An 18,021-nucleotide genomic window follows, 5' to 3' on the forward strand; every position below is an offset into this window, starting at 1 on the left:
GCCCTAGCGCCGCGACGAAACCCAGTCGTGCTGCGGCGTGAAGCCGTTTTTCAATGCTGCTCATCATCTTAGCAGCGGATTTTGACTTTATTCCACAAGTGCATCACAAACGCATATGGCGATCCTGAATATCCTCGAATTTCCCGATCCGCGCCTGCGCACCATCGCCAAGCCGGTGGACGTGGTCGATGACGCCTTGCGTCAGCTGATCGATGACATGTTTGAAACCATGTACGACGCACCGGGCATTGGCCTGGCCGCGACGCAGGTCAACGTGCACAAGCGCGTCGTGGTGATGGATCTGTCCGAGGACAAGTCCGAGCCACGGGTGTTTATCAACCCCGAGTTCGAGCCGCTGACCGACGAAATGGATCAGTACCAGGAAGGTTGCCTCTCGGTACCAGGCTTCTACGAGAACGTCGACCGCCCGCAGAAGGTCAAGATCAAGGCGCTGGACCGCGATGGCCAGCCCTATGAGCTGATCGCCGAAGGCCTGCTGGCGGTGTGTATCCAGCACGAATGCGACCACCTCAACGGCAAGCTGTTTGTCGATTACCTGTCTAATCTCAAACGCGACCGCATCAAGAAGAAGCTGGAAAAGCAGCATCGCCAGCAGGCTTGAGCCACACCTTTCAAAGGCTTGCTGCGGCAAGCCTTTTTCTTTAGCGAGCCCCCATGACTGAAGCACTGCGTATTGTCTTTGCCGGCACCCCGGAATTCGCCGCCGAACACCTCAAGGCCTTGCTCGACACGCCACACCAGATCATTGCCGTCTACAGCCAGCCGGATCGCCCGGCCGGTCGAGGGCAGAAGCTGACTCCCAGTCCGGTCAAACAGCTGGCCCTGCAGCACGACATCCCGGTGTATCAACCGCAGAGTCTGCGCGATCCCGCCGCCCAAACCGAGCTGGCTGCACTCAAGCCTGACTTGATGGTGGTAGTGGCTTACGGCCTGATTCTGCCGCAGGTGGTTCTGGATACACCGCGTCTGGGCTGCATCAATAGTCACGCCTCACTGCTACCTCGCTGGCGTGGTGCCGCACCGATTCAGCGCGCGGTTGAGGCAGGCGATGCCGAGTCAGGTGTCACCGTGATGCAGATGGAAGCGGGCCTGGATACCGGGCCTATGCTGCTCAAGGTCAGCACACCCATTTCTGCCGAAGATACCGGCGGCAGCCTGCATGATCGGCTGGCAACACTTGGCCCGCAGGCGGTGCTTGACGCCATCGCCGGGCTGGCCAACGGCACGCTCAAGGGAGAAGTTCAGGACGACAGCCTGGCCACCTATGCGCACAAGTTGAACAAGGATGAGGCGCGACTGGACTGGAGGCGCCCAGCGCTGGAGCTGGAGCGCTTGGTGCGCGCCTTTCACCCCTGGCCGATTTGCCACAGCACGCTGGGCGGCGAGGCCTTGAAAGTCCATGCCGCAACGCTGGGCGAGGGCAGCGGTACTCCCGGCACAGTGCTCGCTGCCGACAAATCGGGCCTGACCGTCGCCTGTGGTGAAGGCGCGCTGCGCTTGACCCGCCTGCAACTGCCAGGCGGCAAGGCGCTTAATTTCAGCGACCTGTACAACAGTCGCCGCGAGCAATTTGCCGTTGGCTTGGTGCTGGGCGCATGAACCCACGTCTCGCCGCCGCCCGTGCCTTGGCCAGCGTACTGGCCGGCAAAGCCTCGCTGGGCAGCAGCCTGCCGCCGTTGCTGGACAAGGTCGAAGCGCGCGATCGCGGCCTGGCTCAAGACCTGGCCTTTGGCACTGCGCGCTGGCAACCGCGTCTGGCCCTGATTGCCGAGAAGCTGCTGCAAAAACCCTTCAAAGCCGCCGACCGCGATGTCGAAGCGCTGCTGCTGATCGGCCTGTACCAGCTGTTCTATACACGCATTCCGGCCCACGCCGCCCTCGGCGAAACAGTCGCCTGCGTCGACAAGTTGAAAAAGCCCTCGCTCAAGGGCTTGCTCAATGCCGTGCTGCGCAACGCGCAACGCGACGGCGAAAGCATTATTGCCAGCCTCGAGCGTGACCCTGTGCTGCACACCGCCCACCCGCGCTGGCTGCAGAAAACCCTGAAAGCGCAATGGCCAGAGCACTGGGAAGCCATCTGCGCGGCCAACAATACCCACCCGCCGCTGATTCTGCGGGTCAACCGCCGCCTTGGCAGCCGCGATGATTACCTGGCCGAGCTGCGCCGGGTCGGCTTTGAGGCCGAACCCTGCACTTTCAGCCGCGACGGCATTCGTCTGCTGCACGCCTGCGATGTCACCACCTTGCCGGGCTTTGCCGAAGGCCGCGTCAGTGTGCAGGATGAAGCCGCGCAACTGGCCGCCGACCTGCTCGACCTGGCACCCGGTCAACGTGTGCTCGACGCCTGCGCTGCGCCGGGCGGCAAAACCTGTCACCTGCTCGAAGCCGAACCCGGTTTAGCGGGCGTGGTGGCGGTGGATCTGGAAGAAAAACGCCTGGTGCGCGTGCGCGAGAATCTCACACGTCTGGGCCTTCACGCCGAGCTGTTCGCCGCCGATGGCCGCGATCTGGCGGCCTGGTGGGATGGCCAACCGTTCCAGCGCATCCTGCTCGATGCGCCTTGCTCGGCCACCGGGGTGATCCGTCGTCACCCGGATATCAAGCTCACCCGTCAGGCTCAAGACATCCCAGCGCTGGCCACGCTGCAAGGCGAACTGCTGGACAGCCTGTGGCAAACCTTGGAGGTCGGCGGCATCCTGCTCTATGCCACCTGCTCGGTGATGCCGGCCGAAAACAGTGACAACATAGCGGCCTTCCTGGCCCGCACGCCGGGTGCCCGTGAGCTGGATATCGCCGGCACCTTCGGCCATAAAACGGCCCACGGTCGCCAACTCTTCCCGCAAGTAGACGGCCACGATGGCTTCTACTATGCCAAGCTGATGAAAATCGCCGCCGCCCCGCGCGGCTGAGGACATTACTGCATGAAGATCATCATTCTCGGCGCAGGCCAAGTCGGCGGCACCTTGGCTGAACACCTGGCCAGCGAAGCCAACGACATCACCGTGGTCGACACCGACGCTGATCGTTTGCGCGACCTTGGCGACCGCCTGGATATCCGCACCGTACAAGGTCGCGGCTCGTTCCCCACAGTGTTGCGTCAAGCCGGTGCTGACGATGCCGACATGCTGGTGGCCGTGACCAACAGCGACGAAGTCAACATGATCGCCTGCCAGGTGGCCTACAGCCTGTTCCACACGCCCACCAAGATTGCCCGCGTGCGCGAAGCGGCTTATCTGACGCGCAGCGGCCTGTTCAGCAACGAATCGATCCCGGTCGATGTGTTGATCAGCCCCGAGCAGGTGGTGACCAATTACATCAAACGCCTGATCGAATACCCCGGTGCCCTGCAGGTAATCGACTTCGCCGAAGGCAAGGCGCAGCTGGTGGCAGTCAAGGCCTACTACGGCGGCCCGCTGGTCGGTCAGCAACTGCGTCAGCTACGCGAGCACATGCCCAATGTCGACACCCGCGTAGCCGCGATCTTCCGCCGCAACCGGGCGATCATGCCGCAGGGCGATACGGTGATCGAAGCCGATGACGAAGTGTTCTTTATCGCCGCCAAGGCGCATATCCGCGCGGTGATGAGCGAAATGCGGCGCATGGAAGACAGCTACAAGAAGGTGGTGATCGCCGGTGGCGGGCATATCGGTGAACGCCTGGCCGAAGCCATCGAAAGCCGTTATCAGGTGAAGATCATCGAGATGAATCCGGCGCGTTGCCGCTACCTCTCGGAAACCCTCGACAGCACCATTGTGCTGCAGGGCAGCGCCTCCGACCGCGACCTGCTGGTGGAAGAGAACATCAGCGATGCCGACATCTTCCTGGCCCTGACCAACGACGACGAAGCCAACATCATGTCCTCCTTGCTGGCCAAGCGCCTGGGTGCGCGCAAGGTGATGACCATCATCAACAACCCGGCCTACGTCGACCTGGTGCAAGGTGGCGAAATCGACATCGCCATCAGCCCGCAGCTGGCCACCATCGGCACCCTGCTGACCCACGTGCGCCGCGGTGATATCGAAAGCGTACACAGCCTGCGCCGGGGGGCGGCTGAAGCCATTGAAGCCATCGCCCATGGTGACGCCAAGTCGAGCAAGGTGGTCGGGCGCATGATCGAAGACATCGCCCTGCCGCCCGGCACCACCATCGGCGCGATCATCCGCGATGAAGAGGTGCTGATTGCCCACGACGACACGGTGATCGAGTCCGGCGACCATGTGATCCTGTTCCTGGTCGACAAGAAATACATCCGCGACGCTGAGCGACTGTTCCAGGTCGGCCTGACATTCTTTTAACGTTCATTGCTGCGCCCCATTAGCGAAACCCAACGTGTCTGTTGGGCTTCGCTGCGCTCAACGCCAACCGACTGCTGCCTTCAGCACCTAACCGCTGGCTGAGGGCTTGCCCCGAGCAAGGAGACTGCATGAGCACCGACGCGCTGGAAAAGATGCTGGCAAAAGGCATGGACAGCGCGCTGTTGCGCTTCGGTTTGGGTAAAGGCTATCTGGATGCAGGCGAATGGACTCGGGCAGCTGAACATTTTCAGCGCTGTGTGCAGTTTGATCCGCAGTATTCCGCCGCGTGGAAACTGCTCGGACAGGCCCTGCACAAACAGGGGTTGAACGACGAGGCGCGCACGGCCTGGACACAAGGGTTGGCAGTGGCCGAAGACAAGGGCGACAAACAGGCGGGCAAGGAAATCGCGGTGTTTCTCAAACGGCTGGACAAGCCCGCGCGTTAGTCGTCGGTTTGCTCGCAGGGCACAAAGCGCAGACCGACACCGAGCGGCTCTACACGGACGACCTCCAGCGTCAGAATCGGCGCTTCCATCGGCAGGCCTTGTACCTGCCCCTGGACCTGCTCACCCATCAGCAGTTTATCGGGCGCATGATCCATCAGCACATAAACGCCACACTCGGAAATGTCCCGCGTGGTGACCATCAACTCACCGTGTACCGGGTGGTCAATGCGCAAACGCACCTTGAGAGGGGTGCGGACATTCTTTCGACTATTGCTCATGCGCCGTCCATCCGACTGGGTTTAAGCAGCCTAGTCGAGAGCCAACCCCGGCTGCAACTTCATGCCCCTCAGGGGGCTTACCTCAATACCACTTGGCCTCGCCGGCTGGGCGCTTCTTGAAGCGCTTCATGCTCCACATGTACTGGCTCGGGTAAGTACGCACATAGCGTTCAATCACCGAACTCATCGCCGCAACGGCCGTTTCCGTCTGGGTGCTGTACATCTCCTCCGGCGCAGCTTCCAGAATAACCTTGAAGCCCGAGCCATCCGGCAGGCGCAGCGCATGCAGAAACACCCCACAAGCCTTGCCACCACTTAACATGCCAGCAACAAACTTGCTGGTCAGCGCTTCGGTGGCCAGAAACGGCACAAAGACGCCAGACGACAAACTCGGCTCCGGGTCAGCCGGAATGCCCACGGCGCCGCCTTTACGCACTTCCTTGATCACGCTAAGGATGCCTTCTTTGGTCGACGGCGCAACACGGTTGCCCAACTGCACACGTTGCTGACGCAGCAGCTCATCGACGGCCTTCAGCTTCGGTGGGCGGTAGAAGATGATTGGTTTGCACTGCGCGCAGTAGAAGTGGTTCAGCACTTCCCAATTACCCAGGTGGCTGGTGATGCCAACCACGCCCTTGCCACTGGCCAGGGCGTCCTTGAGCACATCCAGGCCTTCGACCTCACGCACCAGGTCGATGGATTTCTGCGCCGGCCAGATCCAGGCACAGGCGCTCTCGGTCAGGGTTCTGCCGATATCCTTCAGCGATTGGCCCAGCAGGCGCTGGTGCGCAGCCTCGTCCAGTTCGGGAAAGCATTTGCGCAGGTTGATGCTGGCCACTTCGCGTGAGCCGTTCGGCAGCTTCCACATCAACCAGCCAATCGCCGCGCCCACGGCCTGAACGGCGCGCCACGGCAGCAAGGCAAACAAACGCAGAAAGCCCACCACCAGGGCACCTTTGAGCTTTTCCACAGGCAACTCCAGCCGATCAAAAGGCGCTTATTGTAACCACCCGAGCTAGCGAGTGGTCAGTTGCGCGTAACGGTCACAATCGCTGGTGTGATCCATGACCATGCCGCTGGCCTGCATGTAGGCATAACAGATGGTCGGGCCGACAAAGGTGAAACCGGCTTTTTTCAAGGCCTTGCTCATCGCCACAGCCTCAGGCGTAACCGCCGGTACCTGAGCGCGTTCGCTGAAGTGATTGATCTTCGGCACGCCCCCGACAAATGACCAGAGCAAGGCCGCCGGTTCTTCCAGCTTGAGCCAGGCCTGGGCGTTCTTACGCACGGCCTTGAGCTTGAGGCGGTTGCGAATGATGCCGGGATCCTGCATCAGGGTTTCTTCGATGTACTCGTCGCTCAGTGCGGCCAAGCGCTGTACATCAAATCCAAACAGCACCTTGCGGTAGTGCTCGCGTTTCTTCAGTACGGTGATCCACGACAGACCCGCCTGAAAACCTTCCAGCAGAAGCAATTCAAACAGCACCTGAGGATCACGTTGCGGCACACCCCATTCTTCATCGTGGTACGCCTGATAAAGCGGATCGTCATTGCACCAGAAACAGCGTGGCATGCGGGTTTTCCTGAGCTTCGGTATACTCGCGGACTTTCTCAAGCCGCCAAAGTACGGGTGAAATTTGTGAGCCAGACTACGCCTGCCGTGCGCACCTTCCAAGACTTGATCCTTGCCCTGCAACAGTACTGGGCCGAGCAGGGCTGTGTGGTGTTGCAGCCCTACGATATGGAAGTTGGCGCGGGCACCTTCCACACCGCCACGTTTCTCCGTGCCATCGGCCCCGAGACCTGGAACGCCGCCTATGTGCAGCCTTCCCGTCGTCCGGCTGACGGCCGTTATGGCGAAAACCCCAACCGCCTGCAGCACTACTACCAGTTCCAGGTGGTGCTCAAACCGAACCCGGAAAACTTTCAGGAGCTGTACTTAGGCTCGCTGAAAGCCATCGGCATTGATCCGCTGGTGCACGACATTCGCTTCGTTGAAGACAACTGGGAATCGCCGACCCTCGGTGCTTGGGGGCTGGGCTGGGAAATCTGGCTGAACGGCATGGAAGTCACCCAGTTCACTTACTTCCAGCAAGTGGGCGGCATTGAGTGCTACCCAGTGACTGGCGAGATCACCTATGGCCTCGAACGCCTCGCCATGTACTTGCAGGGTGTCGATTCGGTGTACGACCTGATATGGACCGACGGCCAGTTCGGCAAGGTCACCTATGGCGATGTGTTCCACCAGAACGAAGTGGAGCAGTCGACCTACAACTTCGAACACGCCAACGTCGAGAAACTCTTCGAGCTGTTCGACTTCTATGAGTCAGAAGCCAATCGCCTGATCGAGTTGGAACTGCCATTGCCGACCTACGAGATGGTGCTCAAAGCCTCGCACACCTTCAACCTGCTGGATGCGCGCCGGGCCATCTCGGTGACCGCGCGTCAGCAGTACATCCTGCGTGTGCGTGCGCTGGCCCGTTCGGTGGCGCAGAGCTACCTGCAAGCGCGGCGCAAACTCGGCTTCCCGCTCGCCACTCCCGACCTGCGTGATGAAGTATTGGCCAAGCTGGAGGCAGCAGAATGAGTACCCGTGATTTCCTGGTTGAACTGGGCACCGAAGAGCTGCCACCGAAAGCCCTGAAAACCCTCGGCGAAGCTTTCCTCGCCGGCATCGAGAAAGGCCTCAAGGCGGCGGGTCTGGGCTACAGCAACGTGCACTATTACGCTGCGCCGCGTCGTCTGGCGGTGCTGGTCGAGCAACTCGCCACCCAGCAGCCTGACCGCACCGTCAACCTCGACGGCCCGCCCGTACAGGCGGCATTCGATAAAGACGGCAACCCAACGCAAGCCGCGCTGGGCTTCGCCAAGAAGTGCGGCGTTGAGCTGAGCCAAATCGACCAAAGCGGCCCCAAGCTGAAATTCAGCCAGAGCATTCCCGGCCAAGCGGCGGCTGGCCTGCTGCCGGGTATCGTCGAAACCTCGCTGAACGAGTTGCCAATCCCGAAACGCATGCGCTGGGGCGCGCGCAAGACCGAATTCGTCCGCCCGAGCCAGTGGCTGGTGATGCTGTTCGGTGACGAAGTGATCGACTGCGAAATCCTCGCCCAACAAGCCGGCCGGGTTTCCCGTGGTCACCGCTTCCACGCCAACCACGAGGTGCGCATCAGCGCGCCGGCCAATTACGCGGAAGACCTGCGTAGCGCCTATGTGATTGCCGACTTCGCCGAGCGCCGCGCGCAGATCATCTCCCGCGTGAATGAACTGGCTGCAGCAGAGCAGGGCACGGCCATCGTGCCGCCGGCGCTGCTGGATGAAGTCAGCGCCCTGGTTGAATGGCCGGTGCCGCTGGTGTGTTCCTTCGAGGAACGCTTCCTGGAAGTGCCGCAAGAAGCGCTGATCACCACTATGCAGGACAACCAGAAGTACTTCTGCCTGCTGGACGGTAACGGCAAGCTGCTGCCGCGCTTTATCACCGTGGCCAACGTCGAAAGCAAAGACCCGGCGCAGATCATTTCCGGCAACGAGAAGGTGGTGCGTCCGCGCCTGACCGACGCCGAGTTCTTCTTCAAGCAGGACAAGAAGCAGAAGCTGGAGACCTTCAACCAGCGCCTGGCCAATGTGGTGTTCCAGGCTCAGCTCGGTTCGGTCTACGACAAAGCACAGCGTGTGTCCGCCCTGGCCGGTTTTATTGCCGAGCGCATCGGTGGCGATGCCACCCGTGCCGCCCGCGCTGGCATTCTCTGCAAGTGCGACCTGGCCAGTGAAATGGTCGGCGAGTTCCCGGAAATGCAGGGCATCGCCGGTTACTACTACGCCAAACATGATGGCGAAGCCGAAGACGTGGCCCTGGCGCTGAACGAGCAGTACATGCCGCGCGGTGCCGGCGCCGAGCTGCCGGTCACCCTGACCGGCGCTGCCGTGGCCCTGGCCGACAAGCTGGACACCCTGGTCGGCATCTTCGGTATCGGCATGCTGCCCACCGGCAGCAAAGACCCTTACGCCCTGCGTCGTGCCGCCCTTGGCGTGCTGCGCATTCTGATCGAGAAACAGCTGGATCTGGATCTGGCGGACGCCATCGCTTTTGCCATCGCCCAGTTCGCTGACAAGGTCAAAGCTGACGGCCTGGCATCGCAGGTGCAGGACTTTATCTTCGATCGCCTGCGCGCGCGGTATGAGGATGAAGGCGTCGACGTCGCCGTGTACCAAGCCGTACGTGCCGTCAGTCCGACCTCGCCGCTGGACTTCGATCAGCGTGTACAAGCCGTGCAGGCCTTCCGCGCACTGCCGCAAGCAGCCGCTCTTGCAGCAGCCAACAAGCGTGTGTCCAACCTGCTAAGCAAAGCCGAAGGCCAGGTCGCCACCAGTGTCGAAGCCCATCACTTCGACAACCCCAGCGAGTTTGCCCTTAACGCCGCCATCCAGCAGGCCGAGCATGCAGTGCAACCGCTCGCGGCAGCGCGTCAGTACAACCTGGCGCTCAGCCAGCTGGCCAACCTGCGTGAACCGGTAGACGCCTTCTTCGAGGCCGTACTGGTCAACGCCGAAGACCCTGCCGTGCGGGCCAACCGCTATGCGCTGCTGGCTAAGCTACGCGGCCTGTTCCTCGGCGTCGCTGATATCTCGGTACTCGGCTAAGTCGCCTATAGGATGGGTGGAGCACAGCGATACCCATCATCACCTTTACCGGCTGGCGGCCACACCGCCGCCAGCCGGTTACGGATTACCGCATGAAACTGCTGATTCTCGACCGCGACGGCGTAATCAATTACGACTCTGACGCCTATATCAAAAGCCTCGCCGAATGGATCCCGCTGCCCGGGGCCATCGAGGCCATCGCAAGTCTGTCGCAAGCCGGCTGGACGGTGGCCGTGGCCACCAATCAGTCTGGGGTTGCCCGCGGCTATTACGACCTGGCCACGCTGGAAGCCATGCATGCGCGCCTGCGCGAGCTGGTGGCAGCGCAAGGCGGCAAGTTGGGCTTGATCGTGCACTGCATCCACGGCCCGGATGAAGGCTGCGCCTGCCGCAAACCGAAACCCGGCATGCTTGAGCAGATTGCTGCGTACTATGGCATAGCACTCAAGGGCATCTGGTTTGTCGGTGACAGCAGCGGTGACCTGAGCGCTGCATTAACCGTCGATTGTCAGCCAGTTTTGGTAAAGACCGGCAAGGGCGAACGCACCCTGGCGAAAGGATTGCCAGCGGGCACCCTGGTATTCGATGATCTGGCGGCGGTTGCCGCACAGCTTCTCCACTTATAAAGCAGGCTCTGCCTGCGACGGTAAAAGCTCCCATGTCGACAGTGCAGACCCTCAGAACCTTCCTCTTCTATCTGCTGCTGGCTTCCAGCTCCTTCTTCTGGTGCATCCTCAGCGTCTTCGTCGCGCCCTTTCTGCCGTTCCGCGCACGCTACCGCTTCGTCGTGCAGAACTGGTGCCGCTGCGCCACCTGGCTGGCCAAGGTGGTGGTCGGCATCAACTACGAGATCAAGGGCCTGGACAATATCCCCGAGCAGCCCTGCGTGATCCTCGCCAAGCACCAGAGCACCTGGGAAACCTTCTTCCTCTGCGGCTACTTCGAACCGCTCAGCCAAGTGGTCAAGCGCGAGTTGCTCTATGTGCCATTCTTTGGCTGGGCGATGGCCATGCTCAAACCTATCGCCATCGACCGCAGCAACCCCAAGGCGGCGCTCAAGCAGCTGGCCAAACTCGGCCATAAGCGTCTGGGGCAAGGCGCCTGGGTGCTGGTATTCCCGGAAGGCACACGTATTCCACCAGGCCAGATCGGCAAATTCAGCCGTGGCGGCGCCTCCCTCGCGGTGAATGCTAACCTGCCGGTGCTGCCGATTGCCCACAATGCCGGCGAGTTTTGGCCCAAGCAGGGCTGGCGCAAGACGCCCGGAACCGTTCAGGTGGTGATCGGCCCGCTGATGTACGCCGAAGGTACAGGCCCGCGCGCTATAGCTGAACTTAATGACCGCGCCTTTGCCTGGGTCAGTCAGGCCCAACGCGATATCGGTTCACTGGATACACAAAGCCAGCCACTCGAGGCTCGTGAGCCGGCCTAGAGCCATTGTGGATAACCTGTGAGCGAAATACCGGCAGAGTGCCATTAAGTCTTTCAAGACAATGATTCATAAGCCGTTTTATCAAAGGCACGAGTTACTGCATTCCGTGCATAAGTTTTTCAGTGAAATCCAAAGCCGGCCCTAGTGCCGGCTTTTTTATCGATCAATTCGAGGTACCTGCAATCGGCTGCATGTTCCATGTGGAACAAAAAAGCCCCTGCTAAGACATCAGCAGGGGCTTTTAAACAGAGGCCGGAATCGGAAGAACGCGTTCTGGCCTCCTGGTAGGGGCTTTAGAAGTCCAGGTTGGACACCGCCAGGGCGTTGGTTTCAATAAAGTCCCTACGCGGTTCAACAGCATCGCCCATCAACGTATTGAAGATCTGATCAGCTGCGATGGCGTCCTCAATGCGTACCTTGAGCATGCGGCGTACTTCCGGGTCCATGGTGGTTTCCCAGAGTTGGTCCGGGTTCATCTCACCCAGCCCTTTATAGCGCTGAATGCTGTGGCGCTTGGTGCTTTCGGCCATCAACCAGGCCAGTGCATCCTTGAAGGTGCTTACGGCTTTCTTGCGCTCACCACGCTGCACATAGGCCCCTTCTTCCAGCAGGCTATTGAGCTGATCGCCTAGGCTGGTAACAGTCTTGTAGTCGTTACTGGCGAAGAAGTCGCGGTTGAAGATGATGTAGCTGGATACGCCATGAGAAACCAGCTCGACCTGCGGCAACCAAAGATGACGCTCCTGGTCTTCATGAAGGCTGGTCTTATACACCAGGCCGGATTTCTCCATGCCCTTGAGACGACCGTCGAGCAGGCTCAGCCATTGCTGCATGGCTTCCTTATTTGCCAGTTGCTCGGTCTCCACGCGCGGAATGTAGACGAAGTGCTCGGTCAGCTCGATCGGGTACAGACGCGACAGACGCTTGAGGGTTTTCATTACCAGGCGGTAGTCATTGACCAGGCGCTCCAGCGACTCACCGGACAGACCAGGTGCACCTTCATTGACGTGCAAGCTGGCGTCTTCCAGGGCCGACTGCGTCATGTATTCATCCATGGCGTCGTCGTCCTTGATGTACTGCTCCTGCTTGCCTTTCTTGACCTTGTACAGCGGCGGCTGGGCGATGTAGATGTAGCCGCGCTCAACCAGTTCCGGCAGCTGACGGAAGAAGAAGGTCAGCAGCAAGGTACGAATGTGCGAACCGTCGACGTCGGCGTCGGTCATGATGATGATGTTGTGGTAGCGCAGCTTGTCGATGTTGTACTCATCGCGGCCGATGCCACAGCCCAGGGCGGTGATCAGGGTGCCGACTTCCTGGGAGGAAATCATCTTGTCGAAACGGGCTTTCTCGACGTTGAGGATCTTGCCCTTGAGTGGCAGGATCGCCTGGGTCTTGCGGTTACGGCCCTGTTTGGCAGAGCCGCCCGCGGAGTCCCCTTCCACGATGTAGAGTTCGGAAAGGGCAGGGTCTTTCTCCTGGCAATCGGCCAGTTTGCCCGGCAAGCCGGCAATATCCAGCGCACCTTTACGACGGGTCATTTCGCGGGCTTTACGCGCGGCTTCACGGGCACGCGCGGCGTCGATCATCTTGCCGACTACGGCTTTGGCTTCGTTGGGGTTCTCCAGCAGGAAGTCGGAGAAATACTTGCCCATTTCCTGTTCGACTGCTGTCTTCACTTCACTGGAAACCAGTTTGTCTTTGGTCTGCGAACTGAATTTTGGATCCGGTACTTTTACCGAAATAATCGCGGTCAGGCCTTCGCGGGCATCGTCACCGGTGGTGGCGATCTTGTGCTTCTTGGCCAGACCTTCCTGCTCTATATAAGCGTTCAGGTTACGCGTCAGCGCCGAACGGAAGCCGGCCAGGTGAGTACCACCGTCGCGCTGCGGAATGTTGTTGGTGAAGCACAGCAGGTTCTCGTTGAAGCTGTCGTTCCACTGCAGGGCAACTTCGACCCCCACACCGTCATCACGTTGTACCGTGAAGTGGAACACCTGGTTGACCGCCGTCTTGTTCTGGTTGAGGTACTCAACGAACGCACGCAGACCGCCTTCGTACTTGAACAGCTCTTCCTTGCCGCTGCGTTCATCCTTCAGCAGGATGCCTACGCCGGAGTTGAGGAACGACAGTTCGCGCAGACGCTTGGCCAGAATATCCCAGCTGAAATGGATATTGGCGAAGGTCTCTTCGGACGGTTTGAAGTGGATCTGCGTTCCGGTGGTGTCGCTGTCGCCCACGGTCGCAATTGGCGCCTGAGGCACACCGTGTACGTAAGTCTGTTCCCAAATCTTGCCGCTGCGGCGGATGGTCAGAACCAGTTCCTTGGACAGGGCGTTAACTACAGAAACACCCACACCGTGCAGACCGCCGGAAACCTTGTAGCTGTTATCGTCAAACTTACCGCCTGCGTGCAGAACGGTCATGATCACTTCAGCGGCGGAAACGCCTTCTTCCTTGTGGATGTCCACTGGAATACCGCGACCATTGTCGCGCACGCTGATCGACTCATCCGGGTGGATGGTAATGGTGATTTCACTGCAATGACCGGCCAAGGCTTCGTCAATAGAGTTATCGACCACCTCGAAGACCATGTGGTGCAGACCACTGCCATCGTCAGTATCGCCGATGTACATACCAGGCCGCTTGCGTACGGCATCCAGGCCCTTGAGGACCTTAATGTTATTGGAGTCGTACGTTTGGTTTTCGCTCATGCCTTCACTCCCGGTGGTCGTGGGTCTGGGTGATGCCACCATGTTCCACGTGGAACATGGCAACTGGCGTATCCGTGCGCCAGCCTTCCCGCAACAATTCATGGTCTACACAGGTGATAAACACCTGGCAGTGCAAGTCTTCCAACAATCGGCACAGCGCACGACGGTGTTGCTCATCCAGTTCTGACGGCAAGTCATCCACCAGATAAATGCATTGGCCGTGCTTGGCCTCATTCACTAAATGTCCCTGCGCGATGCGCAGGGCACATACAACTAATTTCTGCTGCCCACGCGAGAGTATCTCGGCGGCATTGTGCGCTCCCAAGCGCAACCTGAGGTCAGCGCGCTGCGGGCCAGCCTGGGTGTGTCCCAATTGCTGATCGCGGGCGAGGGTAGATGCAAGCACTGTATTCAGCTCACGCTCTTTGTCCCACCCGCGGTAGTAGCTGAGGGTCAGCCCTTCCAGCTCAACCAGTTCATTCAGGGTGCGTTCAAATACCGGTTTCAAGGCCTGAATATAGGCGCGCCGATATCCGTCAATTTCGTCGCTGGCCAGGCATAACTCTCGGTCCCAAGCCGCCTGTGAAGCGGCGTCAAGTGTACCATGCCGCAGCCATGAGTTCCGCTGACGCAGGGCCTTCTGCAAGCGCTGCCAGGCAGGGAGAAACCGAGGTTCCACGTGGAACACTCCCCAATCGAGAAACTGCCTACGAATCTTCGGTGCGCCTTCGAGCAGACGGAAACTGTCCGGGTTGATCAACTGCAGCGGCAAGGTCTCGGCCAGCTGCGCTGCGCTGCGCGCATTCTGCCCATCGATACGAATCTGAAATTCTCCCTGACGATCCCGAGAAATTCCCAGACTGCCTTGCCGTCCATCAGACAGCTGAACTTGACCGAAAATCGTGCAGGCAAGTTGATCGTATTGAATGACCGGAAGCAGACGAGTGCTACGAAAGGAGCGAGCCAGCCCCAGCAGATGAATGGCTTCGAGCAAGCTGGTTTTGCCGCTGCCGTTGGCGCCGGAAAGTATATTGATACGCGGGGAGGGGGAGAGGGTCACCGGGTGCAAATTACGCACCGCGGTGACGGTAAAACGAGTCAGGGACATTCAGCGGTTACAGGCGCATCGGCATAACGACATAGGACGACTCGTCGTTGTCGGCTTCCTGCACCAGGGCACTGCTGTTGGCATCGGAGAGAATCAGGCGAACCTGGTCGGTGGTCATCACACTCAATACGTCGAGCAGGTAGCTGACGTTGAAACCGATTTCCAACGAACTGCCGTTGTAGTCAACGGCGATCTCTTCTTCCGCTTCTTCCTGTTCCGGGTTGTTAGCCTGAATTTTCAGCAAGCCAGATTCCAGTTGCAGGCGAATTCCGCGGTACTTTTCGTTGGACAGAATCGCAGTACGGCTGAATGCTTCACGCAGGCCTTGGCGGTCGGCGACCACCAGCTTGTCACCACCACGCGGCAGTACACGCTCGTAATCCGGGAATTTTCCATCAACCAGTTTCGAGGTGAAGGTGAATTCACCGGTAGTCGCGCGGATATGGTGCTGACCGAGAACGATGCTGACGCTACCGTCCTGTTCGGTGAGCAAACGGGCCAGTTCAAGAATCCCCTTGCGCGGCACGATGACCTGATGACGTTCGACCTGCTCGATCGCTGCTTCCATGGAGCACATCGCCAGACGATGACCATCAGTGGCCACAGCGCGGAGGATTCCGGTCTGTACTTCCAGCAACATGCCGTTGAGGTAATAACGTACATCCTGCTGGGCCATGGCAAAGCTGGTGCGTTCGATCAGGCGCCGCAGCCGGCTTTGTACCAGGCTGAAGGTCAGCGAACCTGGACCCTCTTCAACAGTGGGAAAGTCATTGGCAGGCAGGGTGGACAGACTGAAGCGGCTGCGGCCAGCTTTGACCAGCAGCTTCTGCTCATCAATACGAATATCGATCAGTGCATCAGACGGCAGGCTTTTACAGATGTCCATCAACTTGCGTGCCGGCACGGTAATCTCACCAGGTTGCGCAGGTTCTTCCAGTGTGACGCGACCAACCAGTTCGACTTCCAGGTCGGTACCCGTCAGCGACAGCTGCTGGCCTTCGACCACCAGCAGCACGTTCGAGAGCACCGGCAAGGTCTGACGGCGTTCCACGACGCCGGCGACCAGTTGCAGAGGTTTCAACAAGGCTTCGCGTTGAATGGTGAAATGCATGGTCTAGTCCCTTGCCTAGTGGAGTTGCGTATTTAGGTAGTCAGCGTACGCAGCAGATTCTTGTAATCCTCGCGGATATCCGCGTCGGATTCCTTAAGTTCAGCAATCTTACGGCATGCATGCAATACCGTTGTGTGATCGCGCCCGCCGAAGGCATCACCAATTTCCGGCAGGCTGTGGTTGGTCAGCTCTTTCGATAACGCCATGGCCACCTGACGCGGCCGTGCAACCGAACGCGAGCGGCGCTTGGACAACAGATCAGAAATTTTGATCTTGTAGTACTCGGCGACCGTGCGCTGGATATTGTCGATGCTGACCAGCTTGTCCTGCAGGGCCAGCAGATCCTTGAGCGATTCGCGGATCAGTTCGATGGTAATGTCCCGGCCCATGAAGTGCGAGTGGGCAATGACGCGCTTCAACGCACCTTCCAACTCACGCACGTTGGAGCGGATACGCTGGGCAATAAAGAAAGCAGCATCATGCGGCAGATCGACTTTGGCCTGATCGGCCTTCTTCATCAGAATCGCCACGCGGGTTTCCAGTTCAGGCGGCTCGACGGCTACCGTCAGGCCCCAACCGAAACGTGACTTGAGGCGTTCTTCCAGGCCTTCGATTTCTTTCGGGTAACGGTCGCTGGTGAGAATGACCTGCTGGCCGCCTTCGAGCAAAGCGTTGAAGGTGTGGAAGAACTCTTCCTGGGAACGCTCTTTCTTGGCGAAGAATTGGATATCGTCGATCAGCAGCGCGTCGACCGAACGGTAAAAACGCTTGAACTCGTTGATCGCGTTCAGTTGCAAGGCCTTGACCATATCCGCGACGAACCGCTCGGAATGCAGGTACACCACCTTGGCATTCGGGTTCTTCGCCAGCAGATGGTTACCCACTGCATGCATCAAGTGGGTCTTACCCAAGCCCACGCCGCCATAAAGGAACAGCGGGTTGTAACCGTGCTTGGGGTTGTCCGCCACCTGCCAGGCCGCTGCGCGGGCCAGCTGGTTGGATTTACCTTCGACAAAGTTATCAAAGGTAAAGGTGCGGTTCAGATAACTGGTGTGCTTAAGCCCACCTTCGACCTGCACCGTACGCTCAGTACGCGCCGGCGCCTGCTGGCTGGCCGCACCGGCCATGGGATCGAAGCTGGCGCGAGAAGGCTCACTACTAACGGCATTCGACGCAGCACTGGCAGGCTGAGCGGGTGTAACCGACGCGGTTGATACTGGAGCGACAGCAGCACGTGGAGCACTGCTGCGCTTACTTCCTATTAATAAGGAAAGGTCTGGAACCAGACCATTGGTGCGTTCCGTAAGCAACTCGAGCAGGCGACTGAGGTATTTCTCATTAACCCAATCAAGAACAAAACGATTGGGTGCGTACACGCGAAGCTGATCGCCTTCGGCTTCGACCTGCAGTGGACGGATCCAGGTGTTGAATTGCTGAGCAGGCAGCTCATCGCGCAAAAGCTCGACGCACTGCTGCCAAAGTTCCACAGACACGGACATCCCCTAAATCGCAAGACGCGAGGCAAAAAACAGCCATCATTGTAGCTGCCGAGACTTGAGTTATCCACATGTAACCATGCTTATTCTGCAAGGAAAATCAAAGTCTTATTCGTGCCAACCTGTTATCCAGAAAATTTTCAAAAGACTGTGGATAAGCACCTGTAAGATCATGGGATAAACCCAGGCAAAAGCCAATGGACAACCCAGCTGTGGGTAAAGTGGCATTCCATCCTCAGCTTGTACGCGGCTTCCACACAGGTGCAGCACCTCTTTCTGACAGACTTACCCCTAGCCGAAAGCCTTTAAATCCAAGACCTTGAGTGAGTTATACACAGATCTTAGTTACGCTAATAGCTACTAACGCTACTAAACATCTTTAAATATTCTCTTTTTTATATTTCTTTATTCAGGAAAAGCCTGGTTGGAAATTGACCTGACCCTCGGGTTTCTCTAGAATTGCCGGTCTCTTAAAACGGGGGCCA

General features: G+C 59.1%; 16 protein-coding genes. 9 read left to right on the top strand and 7 right to left on the bottom strand.

Annotated elements, in window-relative coordinates:
• Window positions 1-115: 115 nt before the first annotated feature.
• The 5 genes from def to OU997_RS08230 all read left to right on the top strand — a co-directional run bounded on the left by def (window position 116) and on the right by OU997_RS08230 (window position 4,762).
• Window positions 116-622: a peptide deformylase gene (gene def, locus OU997_RS08210; RefSeq protein WP_108487485.1), complete on the top strand. Its 507-nt coding sequence runs from the start codon at window positions 116-118 to the stop codon at window positions 620-622.
• Between the two features lie 53 nt (window positions 623-675).
• Window positions 676-1,620, top strand: coding sequence for a methionyl-tRNA formyltransferase (fmt, locus tag OU997_RS08215; protein WP_267809617.1), 945 nt, complete (start codon window positions 676-678; stop codon window positions 1,618-1,620).
• Window positions 1,617-2,930, top strand: a complete 1,314-nt coding sequence (gene rsmB / locus OU997_RS08220) for a 16S rRNA (cytosine(967)-C(5))-methyltransferase RsmB (RefSeq protein ID WP_267809618.1) — start codon at window positions 1,617-1,619, stop codon at window positions 2,928-2,930. Before fmt ends, rsmB begins: the two co-directional genes overlap by 4 nt.
• A gap of 12 nt (window positions 2,931-2,942) precedes the next feature.
• Window positions 2,943-4,316 (top strand): Trk system potassium transporter TrkA, encoded by a 1,374-nt coding sequence (gene trkA, locus OU997_RS08225; RefSeq protein ID WP_108486196.1) that lies wholly within the window; start codon window positions 2,943-2,945, stop codon window positions 4,314-4,316.
• Window positions 4,317-4,444: 128 nt separating this feature from the next.
• Window positions 4,445-4,762, top strand: coding sequence for a tetratricopeptide repeat protein (locus OU997_RS08230; protein WP_267809619.1), 318 nt, complete (start codon window positions 4,445-4,447; stop codon window positions 4,760-4,762).
• Here OU997_RS08230 and OU997_RS08235 read toward each other — a convergent pair.
• The 3 genes from OU997_RS08235 to OU997_RS08245 form a co-directional block, all read right to left on the bottom strand.
• Window positions 4,759-5,040, bottom strand: a complete 282-nt coding sequence (locus tag OU997_RS08235; RefSeq protein ID WP_108486194.1) for a PilZ domain-containing protein — start codon at window positions 5,038-5,040, stop codon at window positions 4,759-4,761. The two genes, OU997_RS08230 and OU997_RS08235, sit on opposite strands and share 4 nt — an antisense overlap.
• Window positions 5,041-5,122: 82 nt before the next feature.
• Complete coding sequence (locus tag OU997_RS08240; protein ID WP_108486193.1) at window positions 5,123-6,010, bottom strand: lysophospholipid acyltransferase; 888 nt, start codon at window positions 6,008-6,010, stop codon at window positions 5,123-5,125.
• Between the two features lie 45 nt (window positions 6,011-6,055).
• Entirely contained in the window at window positions 6,056-6,613 is a 558-nt protein-coding gene (locus OU997_RS08245; protein ID WP_267809620.1) for a DNA-3-methyladenine glycosylase I, read from the bottom strand.
• 66 nt (window positions 6,614-6,679) lie between these two features.
• Between OU997_RS08245 and glyQ the strand changes: the two genes are divergently transcribed.
• From glyQ to OU997_RS08265, 4 genes are all read left to right on the top strand, one after another.
• Window positions 6,680-7,627, top strand: coding sequence for a glycine--tRNA ligase subunit alpha (glyQ, locus tag OU997_RS08250; protein ID WP_108486199.1), 948 nt, complete (start codon window positions 6,680-6,682; stop codon window positions 7,625-7,627).
• Window positions 7,624-9,678, top strand: coding sequence for a glycine--tRNA ligase subunit beta (glyS, locus tag OU997_RS08255; protein WP_267809621.1), 2,055 nt, complete (start codon window positions 7,624-7,626; stop codon window positions 9,676-9,678). Before glyQ ends, glyS begins: the two co-directional genes overlap by 4 nt.
• 92 nt (window positions 9,679-9,770) lie before the next feature.
• Complete coding sequence (gmhB, locus tag OU997_RS08260) at window positions 9,771-10,304, top strand: D-glycero-beta-D-manno-heptose 1,7-bisphosphate 7-phosphatase (RefSeq protein WP_267809622.1); 534 nt, start codon at window positions 9,771-9,773, stop codon at window positions 10,302-10,304.
• 32 nt (window positions 10,305-10,336) lie between these two features.
• Entirely contained in the window at window positions 10,337-11,110 is a 774-nt protein-coding gene (locus tag OU997_RS08265) for a lysophospholipid acyltransferase family protein (protein ID WP_267809623.1), read from the top strand.
• Between the two features lie 293 nt (window positions 11,111-11,403).
• Here OU997_RS08265 and gyrB read toward each other — a convergent pair whose 3' ends face one another.
• Genes gyrB through dnaA form a run of 4 tightly spaced genes read right to left on the bottom strand, consistent with a single transcriptional unit; the run spans window position 11,404 to window position 17,533 of the window.
• On the bottom strand, window positions 11,404-13,821 hold the full coding sequence (gyrB, locus tag OU997_RS08270; RefSeq protein WP_267809624.1) for a DNA topoisomerase (ATP-hydrolyzing) subunit B: 2,418 nt from the start codon (window positions 13,819-13,821) through the stop codon (window positions 11,404-11,406).
• Between the two features lie 4 nt (window positions 13,822-13,825).
• The gene (gene recF, locus OU997_RS08275) at window positions 13,826-14,929 is read right to left on the bottom strand and encodes a DNA replication/repair protein RecF (protein ID WP_108486187.1); all 1,104 of its coding nucleotides are present in this window, start codon (window positions 14,927-14,929) and stop codon (window positions 13,826-13,828) included.
• A 7-nt stretch (window positions 14,930-14,936) separates the two neighbouring features.
• Window positions 14,937-16,040, bottom strand: a complete 1,104-nt coding sequence (gene dnaN, locus OU997_RS08280; RefSeq protein WP_267809625.1) for a DNA polymerase III subunit beta — start codon at window positions 16,038-16,040, stop codon at window positions 14,937-14,939.
• 32 nt (window positions 16,041-16,072) lie between these two features.
• Complete coding sequence (gene dnaA / locus OU997_RS08285; protein WP_108486198.1) at window positions 16,073-17,533, bottom strand: chromosomal replication initiator protein DnaA; 1,461 nt, start codon at window positions 17,531-17,533, stop codon at window positions 16,073-16,075.
• Between the last annotated feature and the right edge of the window lie 488 nt (window positions 17,534-18,021).

Origin of the sequence: Pseudomonas sp. SL4(2022), from assembly GCF_026625725.1 — a bacterium.
GTDB lineage: Bacteria > Pseudomonadota > Gammaproteobacteria > Pseudomonadales > Pseudomonadaceae > Aquipseudomonas.